Origin of the sequence: Azohydromonas sp., assembly GCF_035325925.1 — a bacterium.
GTDB lineage: Bacteria > Pseudomonadota > Gammaproteobacteria > Burkholderiales > Burkholderiaceae_C > Calidifontimicrobium.
The window spans coordinates 29,051-48,256 of the sequence record NZ_DAOKZA010000031.1; the positions used below are offsets into that span (position 1 = coordinate 29,051).

A 19,206-nucleotide genomic window follows, 5' to 3' on the forward strand; every position below is an offset into this window, starting at 1 on the left:
CGATGCAGCCTCAACGCAGGTTGACCAGCGTCTGCATCGCCTGGTCGACGGTCTTGATGGTCTGCGCGTTGGCCTGGTACATGCGCTGCGCGGTGATCATCTTCACCAGCTCGGCGGTCAGGTCGACGTTGCTTTCCTCGAGCGCGCCGGCCTGCAGCACGCCCATGTTGCCCTCGCCGGGCACGCCCACGATCGGGTCGCCCGACGCGAAGGTGCGCGCCCACACGCCGCCGCCCTGCGGCTGCAGGCCCTGCGGGTTGCGGAACGTGGCCAGCTCGATCTGCCCGGCCGGCTGGCTCTGGCCATTGCTGTAGCGCGCCATCACGATGCCGTTGGGCTCGATCGTGATGCCGGCCAGCTGGCCCGCAGCGTAGCCGTTCTGCGTCATGTCGGTCACGCCGAACGGCGCACCGAACTGCGTCGTGCCGTCCAGGTCGAGTTCGACGGTCATCGGCACCGTCAGCGCCCCGGCGCTGTTGGTGGTGGCACCGATGTTCAGCATCGGCGGGGCGGGGTTGACCGTCACCGTGCCGCCGGTGCTGTCGAACGCCAGCGTGGCCACCGGCGCCGGCGGGTCGCCACCCAGAGGCTGCCCGTTGGCGGTCGCGAACACGTTCCAGGTGTCGTTGCCCGACTTCTGGAAGTAGTAGGTCAGCGCGACGTCCTGCCCCTTGGCGTCGTACACGGTCATCGACGTCGCGTTGTTGTAGGTCGTCGGGTCGGCGAAGTCGATCGCCGGTGCGGTGGCGACCGGGCCGGCGCGGGAGTCGAGGTTCATCTCGACCGCGATGCGGCTGGTCACCTGCGGGTCGATGCCGGCGGTGGGCAGCTTCAGCGCCATCGCCTGGCCGGGCTGGATCACGCCGGCACCGTCGGCCGGGTAGCCCATCAGCCGCAGCCCCTGGTTGTTGACGATGAAGCCGTCGCGGTCGACCTTGAACTGGCCGTTGCGGCTGTACATCACCGGGTTGACGCCGTCGGTGACCTGGAAGAAGCCGCCGCCGTTGATCGCCAGGTCCATCGCGTTCTCGGTGACGCTGATGTTGCCCTGCGTGAACTGCTGCGCCACCGCGACCAAGTTGGTGCCGATGCCGATCGCATTCGCACCGGCGCCGTTGAGCGCCGCGGCGTACATGTCGGAGAACTCGGCACGCGCCGCCTTGGCGCCGAAGGTGTTCGCGTTGGCGATGTTGTTGCCGATGATCTCGAGGTTCTTGCTCGTCGCGTTCAGGCCCGACAGGCCCTGCTGGAATGCCATGGAACGTCCTTTCGGGGAAGGTCACGGGTCAGTTGAACGCCTTGATCTCGGCGTACGGCATGCTGCCGGCGTGGCGCAGCTCGAGCAGCAGCTCGTCGCCGGTGCTCACCGCGTCGACGCGGTCGCGCATCAGCGGCGTCGAGGCCACCGCCGTCGTGCCGCTGCGGGCCACGACGCGGAAGCGCTCGCCCAGCGTCGCGTCGACGCCGTCGGCGGGCAGCCACTCGAAACCGTGGCGCCCGGCGCCCATCGCGCCGAGCTCGATCGTGTCGACGACGACGCCGGCGCGGCTGAGCACCTCGACCTGCACCCGGTCGGCCGACGACGCCAGCTCGAAGCCGCCCTGCGGCAGGCCCTCGTCGTTGGCCGACAGCCAGTTGCCTTCGACGACCACGTCGCGTCCGACCAGCGTCGCGCCCTGCAGCGCCTGCATCTGCGCGAAGCGCCCGCCCAGCGCCTCGATGCTGCCGTTGAGCCGCTCGATGCCCGAGACGGTCTGGATCTGCGCCATCTGGCTCGTGACCTGCGCGTTGTCGAGCGGGTTCAGCGGGTCCTGGTTCTTCATCTGCGCGACCAGCAGCTTGAGGAACCGGTCCTGCGCGTCGACGTCGCCGCGCGCCTTCGCGGCGGTCTGCGTCGCGGTGCCGTTGCCCGACAGGGCGTCGACGGTGCTCATCTCACTGGCCCATCTGCAGCGTGCGCGTGAGCAGCTGCTTGGTGGTGTTCATCACCTCGACGTTGTTCTGGTACGAACGCGACGCCGAGATCATGTTGACCATCTCCTCGACCGCGTTGACGTTGCTGTAGGTCACGTAGCCGTCGGCGTCGGCGCCGGGGTGCTTCGGGTCGTGCACGCGGCGGCCGGGGGTGGCGTCCTCGCGCACGGTGCTCACGCGCACGCCGGCGTTGCCGGTCTCGCCGAAGAAGTGCGTCGCGAACGTGACCTGCCGCGCCTTGTAGGCCTGCCCGTCGGGCCCGGCCACCGTGTCGGCGTTGGCGAGGTTCGACGCGACGACGTTCAGGCGCTGGCTTTGCGCGCTGACCGCGCTGCCGGCGACGTGGAAGATGTTCATCAGGCTCATGTGGGCTCCTGTTCGGCGGCGGCGGTGCGGCGGCGCGCGGTCACTGGCTCTGGCCCTTGATCGCGTCGAGCATCGTGCGCACGCTGCCGTTGATGAAGCGCAGCGTGGCCTCGTACTTCACCGCGTTGTCGGCGAACGAGGCGCGCTCGCGGTCCATGTCGACGGTGTTGCCGTCGAGGCTGGTCTGGCTCGGCGCGGCCCAGCGCAGGTGCCGCCCGGCGGCCGGCGCGGCGGTGGCGACCAGGTGGGTGGCGGCGGTGCGCTGCAGCGTCGCCGGGGCCGCGCCACCGGCGGCGGTGGCGTCGCGCAGCGCCTGCGCGAAGTCCATCTCGCGCGCCTGGTAGCCCGGGGTGTCGGCATTGGCGATGTTGCTGGCGATCAGGCGCTGGCGCTCGGCGCGCAGCAGCAGCGCCTGCGACTGGAAATCGAGCACCTGGCTGAAACGCGGGATCATCGTCGGACGGCTCGCGCCGGGGAGGTGGAAGCTGCGGGCCATTCTCGGCAGCGGCCCTGCGGCCATCGCCCCGATAAACGCGGCTGCGACGGCGCAATTCGGCGCGCTGCGCGGCGAATCGCGCCCTACATTGGCCGGCGTGGAACTCCGTGCCCGCCTCGCACCGACCGTGCCGCTGCGCCGCGCCCGCCTGGCGGCGCTGGCGCTGGCGTGGCCGCTGCTGGCGGCGGGCGATCCGTCGCCGATCGACGACGCGGTGCTCGACGCGGTGCGTGCGCGCGCCGCCGAAGCCGCGCGTGCGCTGCCGGCGCTGCCCCCGGACGCACGGGTGCAGGTCCAGGTGGGGCGCCTCGACCCGCGGCTGCGGCTGGCGCCTTGCCAGCGCATCGACACCCGGATGCCGGCGCCCACCGGCGGGGCGATGCGCGGCGCGCTGCGCCGCGTCGACGGCCCCAAACGCTGGCAGGTGCACCCGCCCCTGACCGGGCAGGTGCTGGCCCCCGGCTGGGGCGCCGCCGCCGACCTGCCGGCCGGCACGCCGCTCGGCCCCGAGCACCTGCGACGCGGCGAGGTCGACCTGGCCGACGGTGGGCTCGGCGCCGACGACCCCAGCGCCTTCGGCCGCCGGCTGGCGCGCCCGCTGGCCGCCGGTGCCCCGCTTCGCGCCACCGACCTGCGCGCGCGCCAGTGGTTCGCCCCCGGCGACGTCGTGCAACTGGTTGCCGTCGGCCGCGGCTACCGCGTCAGCGGCCAGGGCCAGGCGATGGCCGCCGGCATCGAGGGCCGCCGCGTGCGCGTGCGCACCGACGGCGGCCGCATCGTCACCGGCGTGCCGGTGGCGCCGGCTCGGGTCGAGGTGGCGCTTTGACCGCGACGCTGGCCCGCGGCGGGGCCCCGCGAACGCGGGAGGGCGGCAAAATGGTCGTCGATCGGCCTCAAGTCGGCGCCGCGCACACCGATAGTGCGGACATGTCGAACAGGTCGCGTCGCTGCGACTGCTGGAGTTCACGATGAAGATCGGCCCGCTCGAGCCCAAGGTTCCCGTCGCCCCTGCCGGCAGCGACCGCGCCGCCGCGGCCCCGGCCCAGGCGCATCCGGCCACCGCCGCGCACGAGCCGAGCGCGCAGGTCGCGCTGTCGCCGGCGGCGTCGTCGCTGCTGGTGCACGACGGCAACGCCGAGTTCGACGCCGAGAAGGTGCAGCGCATCGCGCAGGCGATCCGCGACGGCCGTTACGAGGTCAACGCCGAAGCCATCGCCGACAAGCTGATCGCCAACGCGCGCGAGTTGCTCGACCGCTCGTCGCACTGAGCGCCCGCGCGGCGGCGCCCCGCCGCGTTCGTCCCACTTGCCCGCGGCCGCTGCCGCCACCGCCGTCCATGCCGCCGACCGTCGCGCCGACCGCCCCGCCTTCCCCCGCCGCCGATCCCGCCCTGGAGGCGGCGCTCGCGCGCGTCGAGCAGCACCTGGCGCGGCTCGGCGAGGCGCTGCGCGAACGCCACGGCGACGACATCGAGCGCCACTCCGGCGAACTGCACCGCGCGCTCGCGGCCGCGGTGCAGCTGTTCGCGCAGGCCGCGCGCCGCGGCGGCGTGCCCGCCGAGCTGCGCCAGCGGCTGGCGCACACCAGCGGCCAGGTCGCCGCGCAGCGCGAGTCGCTGGCGCGCGCCACCGCCGCGCTCGACCGCGCGATCGACGTGCTGATGCCCGCCGCCGCGCACGGGCTCTACGCCGCCGCCGGCAGCAGCGAGCGCGCCGGGCTCGGCAGCACGCAGGTCTGAACCCCCGGCCACCCCGCATCGCCGAGCGGCACCCTCCCCACGCGGGGAGCCAAGGCGCCGCGGGGGCGCTTCGGGTCATCGCCAGGCGAACTCGGGCTGCTCGAAGTGCGCGACGCGCGTCGCGCGACCCAGCAGCACCACCTCCCTGAACTGGTACAGCATCGCCGCCGTCGGCGCCGCGACCCAGCTGTCGCCCAGCGGCATGCGCAGCACCGGGTGCTCGTGCCCGGGCAGCGCGTCGAGCAGCGGCGCGTCGGCGCGCAGCAGCTCGCGCAGCGCGACGCGGTGCACGCTGTCGACCTCGACGCGGTCGGGCTGCATCGCGCGCGCCGCGCCGGCCCACACCACCACCGGCGTGACGACGAAACCCGAGCGCGTGACGATGTCGTCGAGCCGGCCGAGTACGTCGTGCGGCGACAGCGCCAGCCGCAGTTCCTCGGCCAGCTCGCGCAGCGCGGCCTGCTCGGCGGTCTCGCCGGGGTCGAGCCGCCCGCCCGGCAGCGCCCACTGGCCGGCGTGGCGGCGCAGTTGCAGGCCGCGTCGGGTCAGCAGCAGCGCCGCGTCGCGGCTCCAGCCGTCGCGCAGCGGCAGCCCGGGCAGGCCGGCGCCTGGGCCTTCGTCGGTGATCGCCAGCGCGACGGCGGCGCCGTGGCGACCGTCGTCGAGCGGCAGGGCCCGGCGCTCGAACGCCGCCAGCCGCGCACGCACGCGCTCGCGCAGCCGCGCGTCACGGCGCATGCGGACCGGTGTTCACGCGTTCTCGCGCTCGACGTCGGCGGTGAAGCTGTCCGCCGACACCGGCTCGGCGACCCAGTTCGGGTAGGTCGCGACGATGTCGGCGGCGATGCGCTCCAGCGGCATGTCGTCGAAGCTGCCGCGCTGGTGCACGTACTCCATGTGGCGCTGGCCGGCGCGGTCGTAGGGGTGGTAGATCGAGTCGCTGACGCCGTCGAACTCGAGCGGCAGCAAGCCGAAGCGCTCGCACAACCCGAGGTTGAACGCCGGCGTCGCCTTGCGCCACGCGCCGTCGAGCCACAGCTCGGTGTAGCCGTGCCAGATGTACAGGTCGGTGCCGAGCAGGCGGCGCAGCCGTTCGGTGCTGAGGTGGTTGCGCACGTCGGCATAACCCAGCCGCGCCGCAATGCCCACCGCGCGCGCCGCCGCGGCCAGCAGTGCGGCCTTCGGCACGCACCAGCCGTAGCCGCGCGCGAGCACGCCGCTGGCGCGCATGCCGTCGGCCGACAGGTCGATGCGGTACGGGTCGTAGCGGAAGCCGTCGCGCACCGCCAGGTACAACGCGACCGCGCGCTCGCGGTCGTCGTCGCCCACCGCGTGGCGGCGTGCGAAGTCGACGACGTCGGGGTGGTCGCTGTCGATCAGCGGCGTCGGGGCGAGCGTGGCGGCGGTCGGTTCCATGCGCGCAAGCTTAACCGGCGCCGCGGCCGGCGCGGCTGCGCCGGATCAGAACTTGAAGGCCAGCCGCAACCCGCCCCAGTGGCGGCCGTCGACGGTGATCGGCGCCGCGGCCTCCTTCATGACCACGAAGTTGCCCCCGCCCATGTCGCGGCGGTAGGTCTGCAACAGGAACGGGCGCTGGTTGCGCGCGCTGGCCAGCCCGGTGCGGTCGTTGAAGATGCGCCGCCCGCGGCTGTTCGCGGCGTTCCACAGCGTGTCGCCGGCGCGCTGCGGCTGGTTGTACTTCTGGTTGTGGCAGGGGATGTAGCCGTTGCGGTCGACGGCGATGCCGAACACCACCTTGTCGGACAGGCGCAGCAGCTTCTCCTGCACCTGCGGGAACAGCCGCTCGGCGAGGGCGACGAAGCGCGTCATGTGCTGCTGCGGGTCCGTGCCGGGGATCGGCACGTAGGTCTCGTCGAACAGCCCGGGCACGCCGATGGCGCCGCTGCGCAGCGCGTCGTCGAGCAGCTGCGAGATCTGCGCCGCGGCCTGCTGCGCGGCACGGATGTACGGCGTGTCCTCGGTCTCGACGCCGGCGTGGGCGACCATCTCGATCAGCGACTCGCTGACCTTGAGGAACGACTCGCTGCGCCCGAGCGCGCTGTCCAGCGCCTGCGCGCTGCGCCGCATGTCGGCCTCGATCTCGCCCATGCTGCGGTTGACCTCGGCGGTGACCTCGCGGCTGCGCCGCGCCGCGTCGGCGATGCGCGCGACGCCGTCGTCGACCTGCGCCAGCGCGCGGTGCACCGCGCCGACGTCCTTCCCGCCCGCTCCTTCGGCACGCGACTGGATCTCGCGCGCCAGCGCGGCGATGCGCCCGTCGAGCCGGCCGACGGTGTCCATGATGTGCTTCGACGACTGCTCGACCTTGGCCGCCAGGTCCTTCACCGCGTCGGCGACGACGCCGAAGCCGCGGCCGGCCTCGCCGGCGCGTTTGGCCTCGACGCTGGCGTTGAACGCCACCAGCCGCGTCTGCAACGCGATCTGCGTGATCTCGCCGGCGGCGCCCGAGACTTCGCGCAGCGTGTCGACGATGCCGCCGACCTCGCCGCCGACGGCCTGCACCGCGTCGCGCGCGGCGGCCACCGCGGCCACGCCCTGCTCGGTGTGCGCGCCGATCGCCTGCTGCACCTGCGCCACCTCGTCGAGCCGGCGCGCCAGCACCTGCGCCGACTGCGCCAGCCGCGTCGACACCTTCTGCGTGTCGTCGATGACGCCGCGCACCTCGGCGGCCTCGCGCCCGAGGTGCGCCGTCTCGCTGGCCAGGCGGCGCACCAGCGCCTCGGCGTCGACGCCGGGTGGCGCGGGGTCGGGTTCGCTCGCCGGGATCGCGGCGGCTGCGGCGCCGCGGCGGAACAGGGTCAGCATCTCGGTCTCCTCGGGGTTCGGGTCACCAGTCGCGCAGCTTCGCGCGCAGCCGCGCGATGCTCTGGCTGTGCAGCTGGCACACGCGGCTCTCGGTCACGCCGAGCACCGCGGCGATCTCCTTGAGGTTCATGTCCTGCTCGTAGTACATGCTCATCACGAACTGCTCGCGCTCGGGCAGGTTCTTGATCGCCGCGACCAGCGCCTCGCGCATGCGCCGGTCCTGCAGCAGTCCCATCGGGTTGGCGTCCTCGTCGGCGACATGGCGGTCGAGGTAGCTGTCGTCGCCGTCGTCGCCGCTCATGTCCTCGAGGTAGACGAGCTGCGTGCCGCGCACCTTGCCCAGCAGTTCCTGGTACTCGCCCAGGCTCAGCCCCATCTCGGCGGCGATCTCGCTCTCGTTGGGCGCGCGGCCGAGCTTCTGCTCGAGCTTGTGCACCGCGGTCTCGATGCTGCGCTGCTGGCGGCGGTTGCCGCGGCTCATCCAGTCGCTGCCGCGCAGCTCGTCGAGCATCGCGCCGCGGATGCGCTGCGTCGCGAAGGTCTCGAACTGCACGCCCTGCGCGGCGTCGAAGCGGCCGAGCGCGTCGTTCAGCCCGATCATGCCGACCTGGATCAGGTCGTCGATCTCGACGTTGGCCGGCAGCTTGGCGATCATCTGGTGCGCCAGGCGGCGCACCAGCGGGCTGTACTGCTTGAGCAGGTGGCTGTGGTCGAGTCGGCCTTTGGCGGTGTACATCGGTCGGGCTCCGGGGATCGTCAGTTCCAGGCCGGCGCGTGCGCCGGCGTCGGGGTCGCGAGGGTGGCGTGCACGGGCACCGGCGCGTGCGGGCGGTCGTCGACCGGCTCCAGCAGAGCGCGTGCCACCCGCAGCAGCGCCGCGTCGGGTGCCTCGGCGGGGTCGCCGGCCGGGTCGACCGCGGCCCAGTCGTGCAGCGCGGCGCCGAGGAAGCGGTCGGCACAGCCGGCGAGCTGGGGCGCGATGCGCTCGCGCCGCGGCGAACTCGCCGACACCGCGAGCAACAGGTCGAAGCTCATCAGCCCGTGGCGCAGCGCCAGCCGCTTCAGGCTGGCGTAGGCGTCGGTGACGCTGGCCGGGTGGTCGGCGGCCATCAGCACCGGGCGCACCGGGCGGCGCATGAACAGCCGCGCCAGGTCGCCCGCGCCGGCGTGCACGACGATCACGTCGGCGCGCGGCGCGGCGTGGGCCAGCGCGTCGAGCAGCCGCGCGGCGCTGCCGCGCGTGTCGACGTGGCGCAACGGCAGCCCGCGGGCGGCCAGGTACGAGACCTCGGGCGACAGCGCCTCCACGCACGCGCCCAGGTCGAGCCGGCTGAGCTCGTGCGGCGCCGGCGAGGTGTCGGCGGCGTCGACGACCAGCGTGCGGCGACCCAGCGCCGTGAAGGCCGCGGTCAGCCGCTCGAGCAGCACGCCGGCGAACGGCACACGCGCGTTGGCCACCAGCGCGACGTGGCCGATGCGCGGCCCGGCGAACAGTCGCCGCAGGCCGTCGGCCTGGTCCAGCGGCGCGGGGCGCGAGGCGTAGAAGTCGAGCATCACGACCCGGCGCTCAGGCGTGCAGCGCGGCCGGTGCGGCGGCCGCGGGCAGTGCGGCGAACACCAGGCTGACGTCGTCGCGGTCCATCTGCCAGGCACCGGGCGGCTGTGCGCGCAGCGCGCGCTGCACCAGCGCCTGCGACGACAGGCGGTGCCAGTCCTCGGGCACGCGCTGGCCGTTGGCCACGCCGAGCAGGTGCAGCTTGTGGCGGATCAGCGCGTCGAGCGCCGGCCCGAGCTTGACCGCCTCGTCGATCTTGCTGAGCACCGCGCCGCGGCAGGCGCTGGCGCGCCACGACAGCATCACGTCGTCGATCGTCTCGCCCTGCGCGGCGGCGTTGACCACCAGCAGCTTCTGCACGCTGCGGTGCTGCAGCATGTCGAGCAGCTCGCGCGTGCGGCTGTCGCGCTGCGCCATGCCGGCGGTGTCGATCAGCACCATCTTCTTCGCGCTCAGCAGGTCGAGCAGGTCCTCGAGCGACGCGCGGTCGTGCGCCGTGTGCACCGGCACGCCGAGGATGCGCCCGTAGGTGCGCAGTTGCTCGTGCGCGGCGACGCGGTAGGCGTCGAGCGTGATCAGCCCCAGGTGCGCGGCGCCGTGGCGCGTGGCGAAGGCGGCCGCGATCTTCGCGGTGGTCGTGGTCTTGCCGACGCCGGTCGAGCCGATCAGCGCGAACACGCCGCCGAGGTCCTCGACCGGCGGTTCCTGCTCGGCGGCGGCGAGGTTGCGCTCCAGCACGCCGGCGGCCCAGGCCACCGGGTCGGCGATGTCGGCGGGCAGCGCCTCGCCGAGCTTGCGGATCAGCGCCGGCGAGAAACCGGCGTCGAGCAGGCGCTGGCTGAGCGTGGCCTGCGCCGGGCTGCGCTGCAGCTTCTCCATGAATGCCAGCGCGCCGAAGCGCTGCTCGATCAGCCCCTTCATCGCGCGCAGCTCGTTCATCATCTCGGCCTGGTCGCGCCGCGACGCGCCGGTGTCGACGCCGAAGCCGGGATCGACGCGGATCTCCTCGTGCAGCACCGGCGCGCGCTGCGCCTGGCGCGGCGACGCGGCGTCGGTGGCACGCACCTCGGTGGCCGGCATCGGCGCGACGACCGGGGCGACGGTCGCCTGCGGCGCGGTCGGTGGCACGGCGGCCGCGGGCACCGGATCGGCCGCGGCGGCGGCGCGCGGCTTCGGCGCCAGCGCCGCCTGGCGGCGCTTGAGCATGCGCTCGCGCACGTAGTCCTGGAACGACAGCGTGCTCATCGACAGGCGTTCGACGTCGCGGCCGACGTCGGTGTCGAGCTCGGCATCGGGCTCGGGGCTTTGCGTCGGCGCGAAGTCGCGCTCGAGGTCGAGCCTCGGTTCGACGCGCTCGCCGCGGTGCAGGGCCGCGGCGGCGCGCGCCTCGAGCCGCTCGGGCGTCGGCGCCGGCTGCGCCTTCGGGGCGGTCTGCGCGACGCGTTCGATGTGCTGCAACCCGTCGCTGGGCATCGCCAGCACCTCGACGCCGTCGGCGCAGGGCCGGGTCGACAGCACCACGGCGTGTTCGCCGAAGGCCTGCCGCACCGCGTGCAGGGCCTCGCGCGAGGTGCGGGCGGTGAAGCGCTTGACGTTCATGCGGTGCCTCCGATGATCGAGCCGATACGGATCGTGTGGGTGTCAGGGATCTCGCTGTGGCCGAGCACCTTCAGCCGCGGCGCGGCGCGGCGCAGCAGCTGTGCCATCGGTGCGCGGATCGCGTCGGGCACCAGCAGGCAGGCGGGCACGCCCAGGTCCTCCTGCTGGCGCGAGGTGTCGGCGGCGCTGCGCGCCAGCGTGTCGGCGATGCCGGGGTCGAGCGCGGCGCCGTGCGGCGAGTTCAGCGCCTGCGTCACCAGGCGCTCGAGTTCGGGGTCGAGCGCGATCACGTCGAGCTCCTTCACCGGGCCGTAGATCTGCTGCACGATCGCCGGCGACAGGTGGATGCGCACGCGCCGCGCCAGCTCGTGCGCGTCGGTCACCGTCGGCGCGTGTTCGGCCAGGCACTCGACGATCGAGCGCAGGTCGCGGATGTGCACCCCTTCCTCGAGCAGCAGTTGCAGCACCTTCTGCAGCGTGGCGATTCCGACCATCTTGGGGATCACGTCTTCGATCAGCTTGGGCGCCAGCTTCGTCACGTGGTCGACCAGCGCCTGCGTCTCCACGCGCCCGAGCAGCCGGGCGGCGTGGACCTGCATCAAGTGTGAGAGGTGGGTCGCGATGACGGTCGAGCAATCAACGACGGTGAACCCGGCCATTTGGGCCTGCTCGCGGTGGCGCTCCTCGATCCACACCGCGGGCAGCCCGAACGCCGGGTCGGTGGTCGCGGTGCCGGGCAGTTTCTGCGTCGCCCCGCCAGGGTTGATCGCCAGCAGCATGCCGGGGTAGGCCTCGCCCTCGCCGACCACCGCACCACGCAGCGTCACGCGGTACACGCTGGGCTTGAGGTCGAGGTTGTCGCGGATGTGCACCGGCGGCGGCAGGAAGCCGACGTCCTGCGCGAACTTCTTGCGCACGCCCTTGATGCGCGCGAGCAGGTCGCCGGCGCGTGTCTTGTCGACCAGCGCGATGAGCCGGTAGCCGACCTCCAGGCCGAGCGTGTCCACCGGCACCAGGTCGTCCCAGCTGGCCTCTGCGTTCGCCGGCGCGACCTCGGTGACGGCCGGCGCGGGCTGCAGCCGCGCCTGCTGCGCGCGCCGGTGCAATGCCCACGCCGCCGCGCCCAGCGCACCGCCGAGCAGCAGGAACACCAGGTTGGGCATGCCCGGGATCAGCCCCAGTGCACCGACGATGCCGGCCGACAGCGCCAGTGCCTTCGGCGAGTCGAACACCTGCGCGCGGATCTGCGTGCCCAGGTCCTGCCCCTTGCCGACGCGCGTGACGACCATCGCCGCGGCCACCGAGATCAGCAGCGCCGGCACCTGCGCGACCAGCGCGTCGCCGACCGCCAGCAGCACGTAGTTGTTCGCCGCGTCGCCGGCCGACAGGCCGTGCTGCGCGATGCCGATGATCAGCCCGCCGACGACGTTGATGACCAGGATCAGCAGCCCGGCGATCGCGTCGCCGCGCACGAACTTGCTCGCGCCGTCCATCGAGCCGAAGAACTCGGCCTCCTCGCCGACCTCGGCGCGGCGGCGCTTGGCCTCCTTCTCGTCGATCAGCCCGGCGTTGAGGTCGGCGTCGATGGCCATCTGCTTGCCGGGCATCGCGTCGAGCGTGAAGCGCGCGCCGACCTCGGCGATGCGCTCGGCACCCTTGGTGACGACGATGAAGTTGATGACCACCAGGATCGCGAACACGATCAGGCCGACCGCGAAGTTGCCGCCGATCAGGAAGTGGCCGAAGCTCTCGATGACCTTGCCGGCGGCGCCGGTGCCGGTGTGGCCTTCCATCAACACGACGCGCGTCGAGGCGACGTTCAGGCTCAGCCGCAGCAGCGTGGTCAGCAGCAGCACCGCCGGGAACGCGGCGAAGTCCAGCGGCCGGACCATGTGCGCCGCGACCAGCATCACCACCAGCGCCAGCGCGATGTTGAACGTGAACAGCAGGTCGAGCAGGAACGGCGGCAGCGGCAGCACCATCATCGCCAGCACGAGCACGATGAACAGCGGCGCCAGCAGCGTCTTCACCGCCGTCGCGGTGGCCTCGCGCGCGCCGAGCAGCCCCTGCACCTGCTGCACCAGCGCGTTCACGCCTCACCCCCCGCCGCCGCGCGGCCATGCTGCGGGTCGAGTTCGGGCGGCACCGGCAGCGGCGGCAGCGCCGACGCGTCGATGTCGCCGACGCCGCCGCGGCCGACCCGCGCGCGCAGCCGGTACACGTGCGCCAGCACCTGCGCAACCGCGGCGAACAGCGCCGCCGGAATCTCGCGGTCGACCTCGGTGTGCGCGTACAGCGCACGCGCCAGCGGCGGCGCCTGAAGCACCGGCACGCGCGACTCGCGCGCGAGGTCGCGGATCTTCAGCGCCATCAAGTCGGTGCCCTTGGCGACGACACGCGGCGCGCCCATCGAGCCCTCGTCGTACTTCAGCGCCACCGCGTAGTGCGTCGGGTTCATCACCACCAGGTCGGCGCCGGGCACCGCGGTGAGCATGCGCGTGCGCGACATCTCGCGCATGCGCGCGCGCAGCTTGCCCTTGACCTCGGGGTTGCCCTCGACCTCCTTGAGTTCCTGCCGCAGCTCCTGGTGGCTCATCTTCAGCCGCTCGCGCAGCTGATGGCGCTGCAGCGGCACGTCGACCAGCGCGAACGCGGCCAGTGCCAGCGCCAGCAGCGCGATCCCGCCCTGCACGGTCGCACCCGCCTGCCCGACCGCCGCCGGCAGCGGCAGCGCGAGCACCTGCTGCAGGTCGCCCAGGTGCGCCTGCAGGTACCAGGCGCCGACGCCGCCGAGCACCAGCGCCAGCACGCTGGCCTTCAGGGTCTCGGTCAGCTGGTGCTTCGAGAACACCCGGCCCAGCCCGGCGATCGGGTCGAGCTTGCCGAACTTCGGCGCCAGCGGCTGCAGCGTGAAGTTCCAGCCGCCGGCCAGCGCCGCGGCGGCCGCGGCCAGCGCGATCACCAGGGCGCCCAGCGGCAGCACGACCCAGGCCCAGTGCAGGGTCGCCCGCGCGAGCTGCTCGATCATCTGCGACGGGTCGGCCAGGTGCCTCGGCTCGAGCCGCAAGCCCTCGGCCATCAGCTGGCGCAGCCAGCCGGTGACCAGCGGCGCGGCAGCCACCAGCGCGGCGCCGCCGCCGGCGATCGCCGCGAAGTGCCCGAGGTCCCGCGAACGCGCGACCTGCCCCTGCTCGCGCGCCTTGCGCAGCTTGCGCGGGGTCGCGGGCAGGGTCTTGTTCTGGGAGGACGACTCGTCGGACATGGCGGTTCGGCAGCCATGTTGCCCTCCGGGGGCGCCGACTTGAGCCCGATAAACGCCGCTTTAACGGCCGTGTTCGCGCCCCGCGGCGTCGGCCATACTTGCGCCATGAACGTGCTCGTGCTCAACGGCCCCAACCTGAACCTGCTCGGTACGCGCGAGCCGCAGCTGTACGGCAGCACCACGCTGGCCGACGTCGAGGCGGTGCTCGCCGCCGACGCCGCGGCCGCCGGCGTGTCACTCGAGTGTTTCCAGAGCAACCACGAGGGCGCGCTGATCGACCGCATCCACGCCGCGCGTGGGCATGCCGACTGGATCGTCATCAACCCCGGCGGCCTCACGCACACCAGCGTCGCGCTGCGCGACGCGCTGGCCGGCGTCGCGATCCCGTTCGTCGAGGTGCACGTCAGCAACGTGCACCGGCGCGAGCCGTTCCGGCACCACTCGTACCTCAGCGGCATCGCCGAGGGCGTGATCGCCGGCCTGGGCGTGTTCGGCTACCGCGCCGCGCTGCAGTTCGTCGTCGGGCGCGCGCGCGGCTGAACGCGGGCGCCGCGACGGCTACAGCGCGTCGGCGCCCAGTGCCTCGCGCACCGCCGGCAGCTGGCGGCGCGACACCGCGAGCCACTCGTCGACCGGCGCGACGCGCACGGCCCAGCCCTCGCCGCCTTCGTCGTCACCGCTGGCGCGGCGTTCGAGTGCACGCACCGCCTGGCGCGCGACCAGCGCGTTGCGGTGCACGCGGATGAAACGCCCGGCCAGCCGCGGCTCGAGCTCGGTCAGCGACTCGTCGAGCAGGTGCGTGTGCTCGGCGGTGCGCAGCGTCACGTACTTCAGTTCGGCCTTCAGGTACAGCACCTCGGCCAGCGGCACGCGCAGCACGCGCCCGCGGTCGTTGACGATGACCACGCCGGCGGCGTCGGCGTCGTCCGGCAGGCGCTGCGCGACGCGCCTGAGCGACTGCTGCAGCCGCTCGCCGCGCACCGGCTTGGTCAGGTAGTCGGTGGCCTCGAGCTCGAAGGCCTGCAGCGCGTGTTCGGCGTGCGCGGTGACGAACACGATCGCACCGCCGCGCCCGGCGAAGGCCGGGTCCTCGCGCAGCCGGCGTGCCAGCTGCAGCCCGCTGGCGCCGGGCATCTGCACGTCGAGCAGCACGACGTCGGCCTCGTGCGCGGCCAGCCAGGCCAGCGCGCTGGCCGGGTCGCCGGCCTCACCGGCCACCTGGCAGCGCGGGTCGTCGCACTCGGCCACCAGCGCCGCCAGGCGCATGCGCGCCAGCGGCTCGTCGTCGACGATCAGCACACGCAGCGCACGCATCGGCGATCAGGCACAGCACTCACAGCGGGACGGTGATGCGCACACGATAGCGTGCGCCGTCGCGGCGTGCGTCGAACTGCGCGCCGACGTCGTGCATCAGGCGAAGTCTTTCACGCACATTGGCCAGCGCGATGCCGTGTCCCGGGTTCGGCGCGCCACCGGCGACGGTGTTGTCGATCACGACCTCGGCCTGGCCGCGGCGCGCGCGCGTGGCCACGCGGATCGTGCCGCCGGCCGGCGCGGTCTCGATGCCGTGCCGCACCGCGTTCTCGACCAGCGGCTGCAGCACCAGCGGCGGCATCAGCGCCGCGCCGGCGGCGGCGTCGAGCTGCCACTCGACGCGCAGTCGCTCGCCGAAGCGCAGCTGCTCGATCGCCAGGTAGCGACGCGCGAGCTCGATCTCGTCGGCCAGTCGCATCGCCGCGCGCGGCTCGGCCAGCGCGACGCGGAACAGCTCGGCGAGGTCCTCGAGCACACCCTCGGCGCGCGCCGGCTCGACGCGCACCAGCGCGATCGCGGTGTTCAGCGCGTTGAACAGGAAGTGCGGGCGGATGCGCGACTGCAGCTCGGCCAGCCGCGCCGACGCGTCGGCAGGCTGGCGTGCTTGCGCACGCGCCTCGAGCCAGCCCAGCGCCGGCGCCGCCAGTGCCGCGCCGAGCAGCGGCACCGCCAGCCCACGCGGTGCGCTCCACGCCAGCAGGTCCAGCGCGACCAGCGGCGCGCAGGCCAGCGGCGCGATCGCCGCCGCCAGCAGCAGCCCGAGGCCCAGGCGCGTCGCGCGTGCGACGCGCCGCAGCGGCGCGCGCAGCGCGCACATCGCCACGAGCCACAGCAGCGTGCCCGTCAGGCCGGCGGTCAGCAGCGGTCCGAGCTGCGCCAGCACCAGCGCCCAGGTCGGCGCCTGCAGCGCCGCGCCGAGCATCAGCACCGCCTGCACGCCGACCACCGCGCGCAGCGCCAGCGCCGGGTGGCAGTACTCGGGCTCGGCCGCCGGCGCGCGTGCCGGCCCGGCGACGGGTGCGTCGGAGCGCGTCGCGTCGGCCCACGCCGACGACGCGTCGGGCCAGACCGGCGGCGGCAGCGAGGACGGGGGTGGTGGTGGCGCGGGCATCGGCAAGCCGCGGGGCGCGGTGCCGGCGGCACGGCGCCCGGTCGATAGAATCGCGGCCCCCGTCATTGTCGGCGCTGCGCGAGCGTCGCAGCGGCAGCAACAGACGGCGCCACCGCCCGCAAACCCGGCGATCGCCCCGCCCGCCTTCCCCCACCCGCCATGGCCTCCCACGACCCGCTCGCCCACAAGTCCGAAGCCTGGTCCGCGCTGTTCACCGAGCCGGTCGACGAACTCGTGCAGCGCTACACCGCCAGCGTCGGCTTCGACCGCCGGCTGTGGCGCGCCGACATCGCCGGCAGCCTGGCGCACGCGCGCATGCTGGCCGCGCAGGGCGTCGTCGGCGCGCAGGACCTGGCCGACATCGAGCGCGGCATGGCGCAGATCGCGCAGGAGATCGAGGCCGGCACGTTCGAGTGGAAGCTCGAGCTCGAGGACGTGCACCTGAACATCGAGGCGCGGCTGACGGCGCTCGTCGGCGACGCCGGCAAGCGGCTGCACACCGGGCGCAGCCGCAACGACCAGGTGGCCACCGACATCCGGCTGTGGCTGCGCGACGAGATCGACACCCTGCGCGGGCTGCTCGCGCAGCTGCAGCGCGTGCTCGTCGACCAGGCCGAGCGCCACGCCGAGGTGGTGATGCCCGGCTTCACGCACCTGCAGGTGGCGCAGCCGGTGAGCTTCGGCCACCACCTGCTGGCCTACGTCGAGATGTTCGCGCGCGACGTCGAGCGGCTGGACGACGTGCGAAAGCGCGTCAACCGGCTGCCGCTGGGCGCCGCGGCGCTGGCCGGCACCAGCTACCCGCTCGACCGCGAACGCGTCGCGCGCGAGTTGGGCATGGACGGCATCTGCCACAACAGCCTGGACGCGGTCAGCGACCGCGACTTCGCGATCGAGTTCACCGCCGCGGCGAGCCTGGCGATGGTGCACGTCAGCCGGCTCAGCGAGGAACTGGTGCTGTGGATGAGCCAGCCGTTCGGCTTCGTCGCGCTGCCCGACCGCTTCTGCACCGGCAGTTCGATCATGCCGCAGAAGAAGAACCCCGACGTGCCCGAGCTGGCGCGCGGCAAGACCGGCCGCGTGGTCGGCCACCTGATGGGCCTGATCACGCTGATGAAGGGCCAGCCGCTGGCCTACAACAAGGACAACCAGGAGGACAAGGAGCCGCTGTTCGACACCGTCGATACGCTGCGCGACACGCTGCGCATCTTCGTCGAGATGCTGGCCGGCCTGCAGGTGCGCCCCGACGCGATGGCGCTCGCCGCGCAGCGCGGCTACGCCACCGCCACCGACCTCGCCGACTACCTGGTCAAAAGGGGCCTGCCGTTCCGCGACGCGCACGAGACCGTCGCGCACGCGGTGAAGACGGCCAGCGGGCGCGGCGTGGACCTCGCGGCGCTCACGCTCGACGAGCTGCGCGCCTTCCACCCGTCGATCGACGCCGACGTGTTCGACGTGTTGTCGCTGCGCGGCTCGATGGATGCGCGCGCGGTGCTCGGCGGCACGGCGCCGGCACAGGTGCGCGCGCAGGTGGCGCGGCACCGGCAACGGCTCGGCGGCTGACCCCGGGCCTGCACCCGGGTGCGGTCCAGCCCGGCGGGCCGGGTGCGACCGCGGCAACGGGCTCGAAGGGTTCCACCACCCGCTGCCGCGTGAGGACCCTGGCAAGATGCTCGAGCGCCGCCTGCGCGAGCGGGCCGGCGCCGACACTGCTCGTTGACCCAGACCACGAGGGAAAACGCCATGCCCGACGTCGTGCTGCACCAGTGGGACATCTCGCCGTACTGCCGCAAGGTGCGCAAGGTGCTGCGCCTGAAAGGCATCGGGTACCGCACTGTCGAGTACAACGGCCTGCAGGCGCCCAAGGCCGCTAGGCTCCACCCCAGCGGCAAGCTGCCGGTGCTCGACTGGGACGGCCAGCGCATCGCCGACAGCACGCAGATCTGCGCGTTCCTCGACCGCCAGGTGTCGCAGCCGCCGCTGTGGCCTGCCGACCGGCGCGAGGCCGCGCTGGCGCGCCTGCTCGAGGATTGGGCCGACGAGTCGCTGTACTACTTCGAGATGCAGTTGCGCGCCGCGTACCCCGACGCCGCGGCGAAGGCGGTGGATCTGCTGTGCGCCGGACGGCCCGCCTGGGAAAGGCCCCTCGTCGGGCCGCTCTTCCTGCGCTCACTGCGTGGCCGCCTGAAGGCGCACGGTTTCGGCGGCTGGCGCCACGAGCAGATCGAGGACTGGCTGATCCAGCACCTCGACGACCTGGAGGCGATGCTCGACGGTCACCAGTGGCTCGTCGGCGACGCCCCGAGCATCGCCGACCTCGCCGTGTCGTCGCAGCTCGACGAGATCGTGCGCACCAGCCCGCTCGCCGCGCGCGTGCTCGAGCGGCCCGCGCTGTCGGCCTGGCTGGCACGCAACGCCCTGCCGGCGACACCCGAACCGGCCCGCCGATCGGCACGACCCGCCGCCTGATCCTGCGTGCGCCGCACCGGCGGCGGACAATCGCCGCCGATGCGCCGCCGCTGGATCGCCCACCTGGACATGGACGCGTTCTACGCGTCGGTCGAACTGCTGCGCTACCCCGAGCTGAAGGGGCTGCCGGTGGTCATCGGCGGCGGGCGGCGGCACCAGCCCGAGCGGCTCGCCGACGGCACGCGGCGCTTCGCGACGCTGGCCGGCTACACCGGGCGCGGCGTGGCCACCACCGCCACCTACCCGGCGCGCGCCTTCGGCGTGCACTCGGGCATGGGGCTGATGAAGGCGGCGCTGAAGTGCCCGCACGCGGTGCTGCTGCCGGTCGACTTCGACGCCTACCGCCAGGCGTCGCGCCGCTTCAAGGCCGCGGTGGCCGAGCTCGCGCCGGTGATCGAGGACCGCGGCATCGACGAGATCTACATCGACCTCACCGACGTGCCCGGCGCGCAGGACGCGGTCGGCCACGACCCGTTCGGCGGCGTGCGCGCGCTGG

General features: G+C 73.6%; 20 protein-coding genes and 1 pseudogene. 7 read left to right on the plus strand and 14 right to left on the minus strand.

The annotated features are described in order from the left end of the window. Positions 1-10: 10 nt before the first annotated feature. The 4 genes from flgE to flgB are packed head-to-tail and all read right to left on the minus strand — an operon-like array spanning position 11 to position 2,794. Complete coding sequence (gene flgE, locus PKC53_RS12400; RefSeq protein ID WP_324429006.1) at positions 11-1,258, minus strand: flagellar hook protein FlgE; 1,248 nt, start codon at positions 1,256-1,258, stop codon at positions 11-13. A 28-nt stretch (positions 1,259-1,286) separates the two neighbouring features. Next, a complete protein-coding gene (locus PKC53_RS12405; RefSeq protein ID WP_324429008.1) occupies positions 1,287-1,934 on the minus strand; it encodes a flagellar hook capping FlgD N-terminal domain-containing protein in 648 nt (215 codons plus the stop codon). A 1-nt stretch (position 1,935) separates the two neighbouring features. Continuing rightward, a complete protein-coding gene (flgC, locus tag PKC53_RS12410; protein ID WP_324429010.1) occupies positions 1,936-2,340 on the minus strand; it encodes a flagellar basal body rod protein FlgC in 405 nt (134 codons plus the stop codon). Positions 2,341-2,380: 40 nt separating this feature from the next. Further along, positions 2,381-2,794, minus strand: coding sequence for a flagellar basal body rod protein FlgB (flgB, locus tag PKC53_RS12415; RefSeq protein WP_324429012.1), 414 nt, complete (start codon positions 2,792-2,794; stop codon positions 2,381-2,383). A gap of 139 nt (positions 2,795-2,933) precedes the next feature. On the opposite strand from flgB, the gene flgA reads away from it, so the two are divergent. The 3 genes from flgA (at position 2,934) to PKC53_RS12430 (ending at position 4,574) form a co-directional block, all read left to right on the plus strand. Continuing rightward, complete coding sequence (gene flgA / locus PKC53_RS12420; protein ID WP_324429014.1) at positions 2,934-3,662, plus strand: flagellar basal body P-ring formation chaperone FlgA; 729 nt, start codon at positions 2,934-2,936, stop codon at positions 3,660-3,662. A 142-nt stretch (positions 3,663-3,804) separates the two neighbouring features. Beyond that, positions 3,805-4,104: a flagellar biosynthesis anti-sigma factor FlgM gene (flgM, locus tag PKC53_RS12425; RefSeq protein WP_324429016.1), complete on the plus strand. Its 300-nt coding sequence runs from the start codon at positions 3,805-3,807 to the stop codon at positions 4,102-4,104. 68 nt (positions 4,105-4,172) lie between these two features. Then, positions 4,173-4,574: a hypothetical protein gene (locus PKC53_RS12430; protein WP_324429018.1), complete on the plus strand. Its 402-nt coding sequence runs from the start codon at positions 4,173-4,175 to the stop codon at positions 4,572-4,574. 75 nt (positions 4,575-4,649) lie between these two features. Here PKC53_RS12430 and PKC53_RS12435 read toward each other — a convergent pair whose 3' ends face one another. Genes PKC53_RS12435 through flhB form a run of 8 tightly spaced genes read right to left on the minus strand, consistent with a single transcriptional unit; the run spans position 4,650 to position 13,816 of the window. Next, positions 4,650-5,312: a CoA pyrophosphatase gene (locus tag PKC53_RS12435; RefSeq protein WP_324429020.1), complete on the minus strand. Its 663-nt coding sequence runs from the start codon at positions 5,310-5,312 to the stop codon at positions 4,650-4,652. A gap of 12 nt (positions 5,313-5,324) precedes the next feature. Continuing rightward, entirely contained in the window at positions 5,325-5,990 is a 666-nt protein-coding gene (locus PKC53_RS12440; RefSeq protein WP_324429022.1) for a transglutaminase family protein, read from the minus strand. A gap of 45 nt (positions 5,991-6,035) precedes the next feature. Then, positions 6,036-7,400 (minus strand): methyl-accepting chemotaxis protein, encoded by a 1,365-nt coding sequence (locus PKC53_RS12445; RefSeq protein ID WP_324429024.1) that lies wholly within the window; start codon positions 7,398-7,400, stop codon positions 6,036-6,038. A gap of 22 nt (positions 7,401-7,422) precedes the next feature. Then, the gene (locus PKC53_RS12450; protein WP_324429026.1) at positions 7,423-8,136 is read right to left on the minus strand and encodes an RNA polymerase sigma factor FliA; all 714 of its coding nucleotides are present in this window, start codon (positions 8,134-8,136) and stop codon (positions 7,423-7,425) included. A gap of 20 nt (positions 8,137-8,156) precedes the next feature. Next, positions 8,157-8,954: a flagellar biosynthesis protein gene (locus PKC53_RS12455; protein WP_324429039.1), complete on the minus strand. Its 798-nt coding sequence runs from the start codon at positions 8,952-8,954 to the stop codon at positions 8,157-8,159. 13 nt (positions 8,955-8,967) lie between these two features. Continuing rightward, positions 8,968-10,554, minus strand: coding sequence for a flagellar biosynthesis protein FlhF (flhF, locus tag PKC53_RS12460; protein WP_324429028.1), 1,587 nt, complete (start codon positions 10,552-10,554; stop codon positions 8,968-8,970). Further along, entirely contained in the window at positions 10,551-12,635 is a 2,085-nt protein-coding gene (gene flhA / locus PKC53_RS12465; protein WP_324429040.1) for a flagellar biosynthesis protein FlhA, read from the minus strand. The genes flhF and flhA overlap by 4 nt, the downstream gene beginning before the upstream one ends. Before the next feature lie 8 nt (positions 12,636-12,643). Beyond that, positions 12,644-13,816: a flagellar biosynthesis protein FlhB gene (flhB, locus tag PKC53_RS12470; RefSeq protein ID WP_324429030.1), complete on the minus strand. Its 1,173-nt coding sequence runs from the start codon at positions 13,814-13,816 to the stop codon at positions 12,644-12,646. 105 nt (positions 13,817-13,921) lie between these two features. Between flhB and aroQ the strand changes: the two genes are divergently transcribed. Further along, positions 13,922-14,356 (plus strand): type II 3-dehydroquinate dehydratase, encoded by a 435-nt coding sequence (gene aroQ, locus PKC53_RS12475; RefSeq protein ID WP_324429032.1) that lies wholly within the window; start codon positions 13,922-13,924, stop codon positions 14,354-14,356. A gap of 18 nt (positions 14,357-14,374) precedes the next feature. On the opposite strand, the gene PKC53_RS12480 is transcribed toward aroQ, so the two are convergent. Both PKC53_RS12480 and PKC53_RS12485 read right to left on the minus strand, forming a co-directional pair. Continuing rightward, positions 14,375-15,130, minus strand: coding sequence for a LytTR family DNA-binding domain-containing protein (locus PKC53_RS12480; protein WP_324429034.1), 756 nt, complete (start codon positions 15,128-15,130; stop codon positions 14,375-14,377). A gap of 19 nt (positions 15,131-15,149) precedes the next feature. Further along, entirely contained in the window at positions 15,150-16,241 is a 1,092-nt protein-coding gene (locus tag PKC53_RS12485) for a histidine kinase (RefSeq protein ID WP_324429035.1), read from the minus strand. 159 nt (positions 16,242-16,400) lie between these two features. Between PKC53_RS12485 and argH the strand changes: the two genes are divergently transcribed. The 3 genes and pseudogenes from argH to PKC53_RS12500 form a co-directional block, all read left to right on the plus strand. Further along, the gene (argH, locus tag PKC53_RS12490) at positions 16,401-17,804 is read left to right on the plus strand and encodes an argininosuccinate lyase (protein WP_324429036.1); all 1,404 of its coding nucleotides are present in this window, start codon (positions 16,401-16,403) and stop codon (positions 17,802-17,804) included. Positions 17,805-17,984: 180 nt separating this feature from the next. After that, entirely contained in the window at positions 17,985-18,710 is a 726-nt protein-coding gene (locus tag PKC53_RS12495; RefSeq protein ID WP_324429037.1) for a glutathione S-transferase family protein, read from the plus strand. A 39-nt stretch (positions 18,711-18,749) separates the two neighbouring features. Next, positions 18,750-19,206, plus strand: a pseudogene (locus PKC53_RS12500) (DNA polymerase IV); the annotation flags it as partial.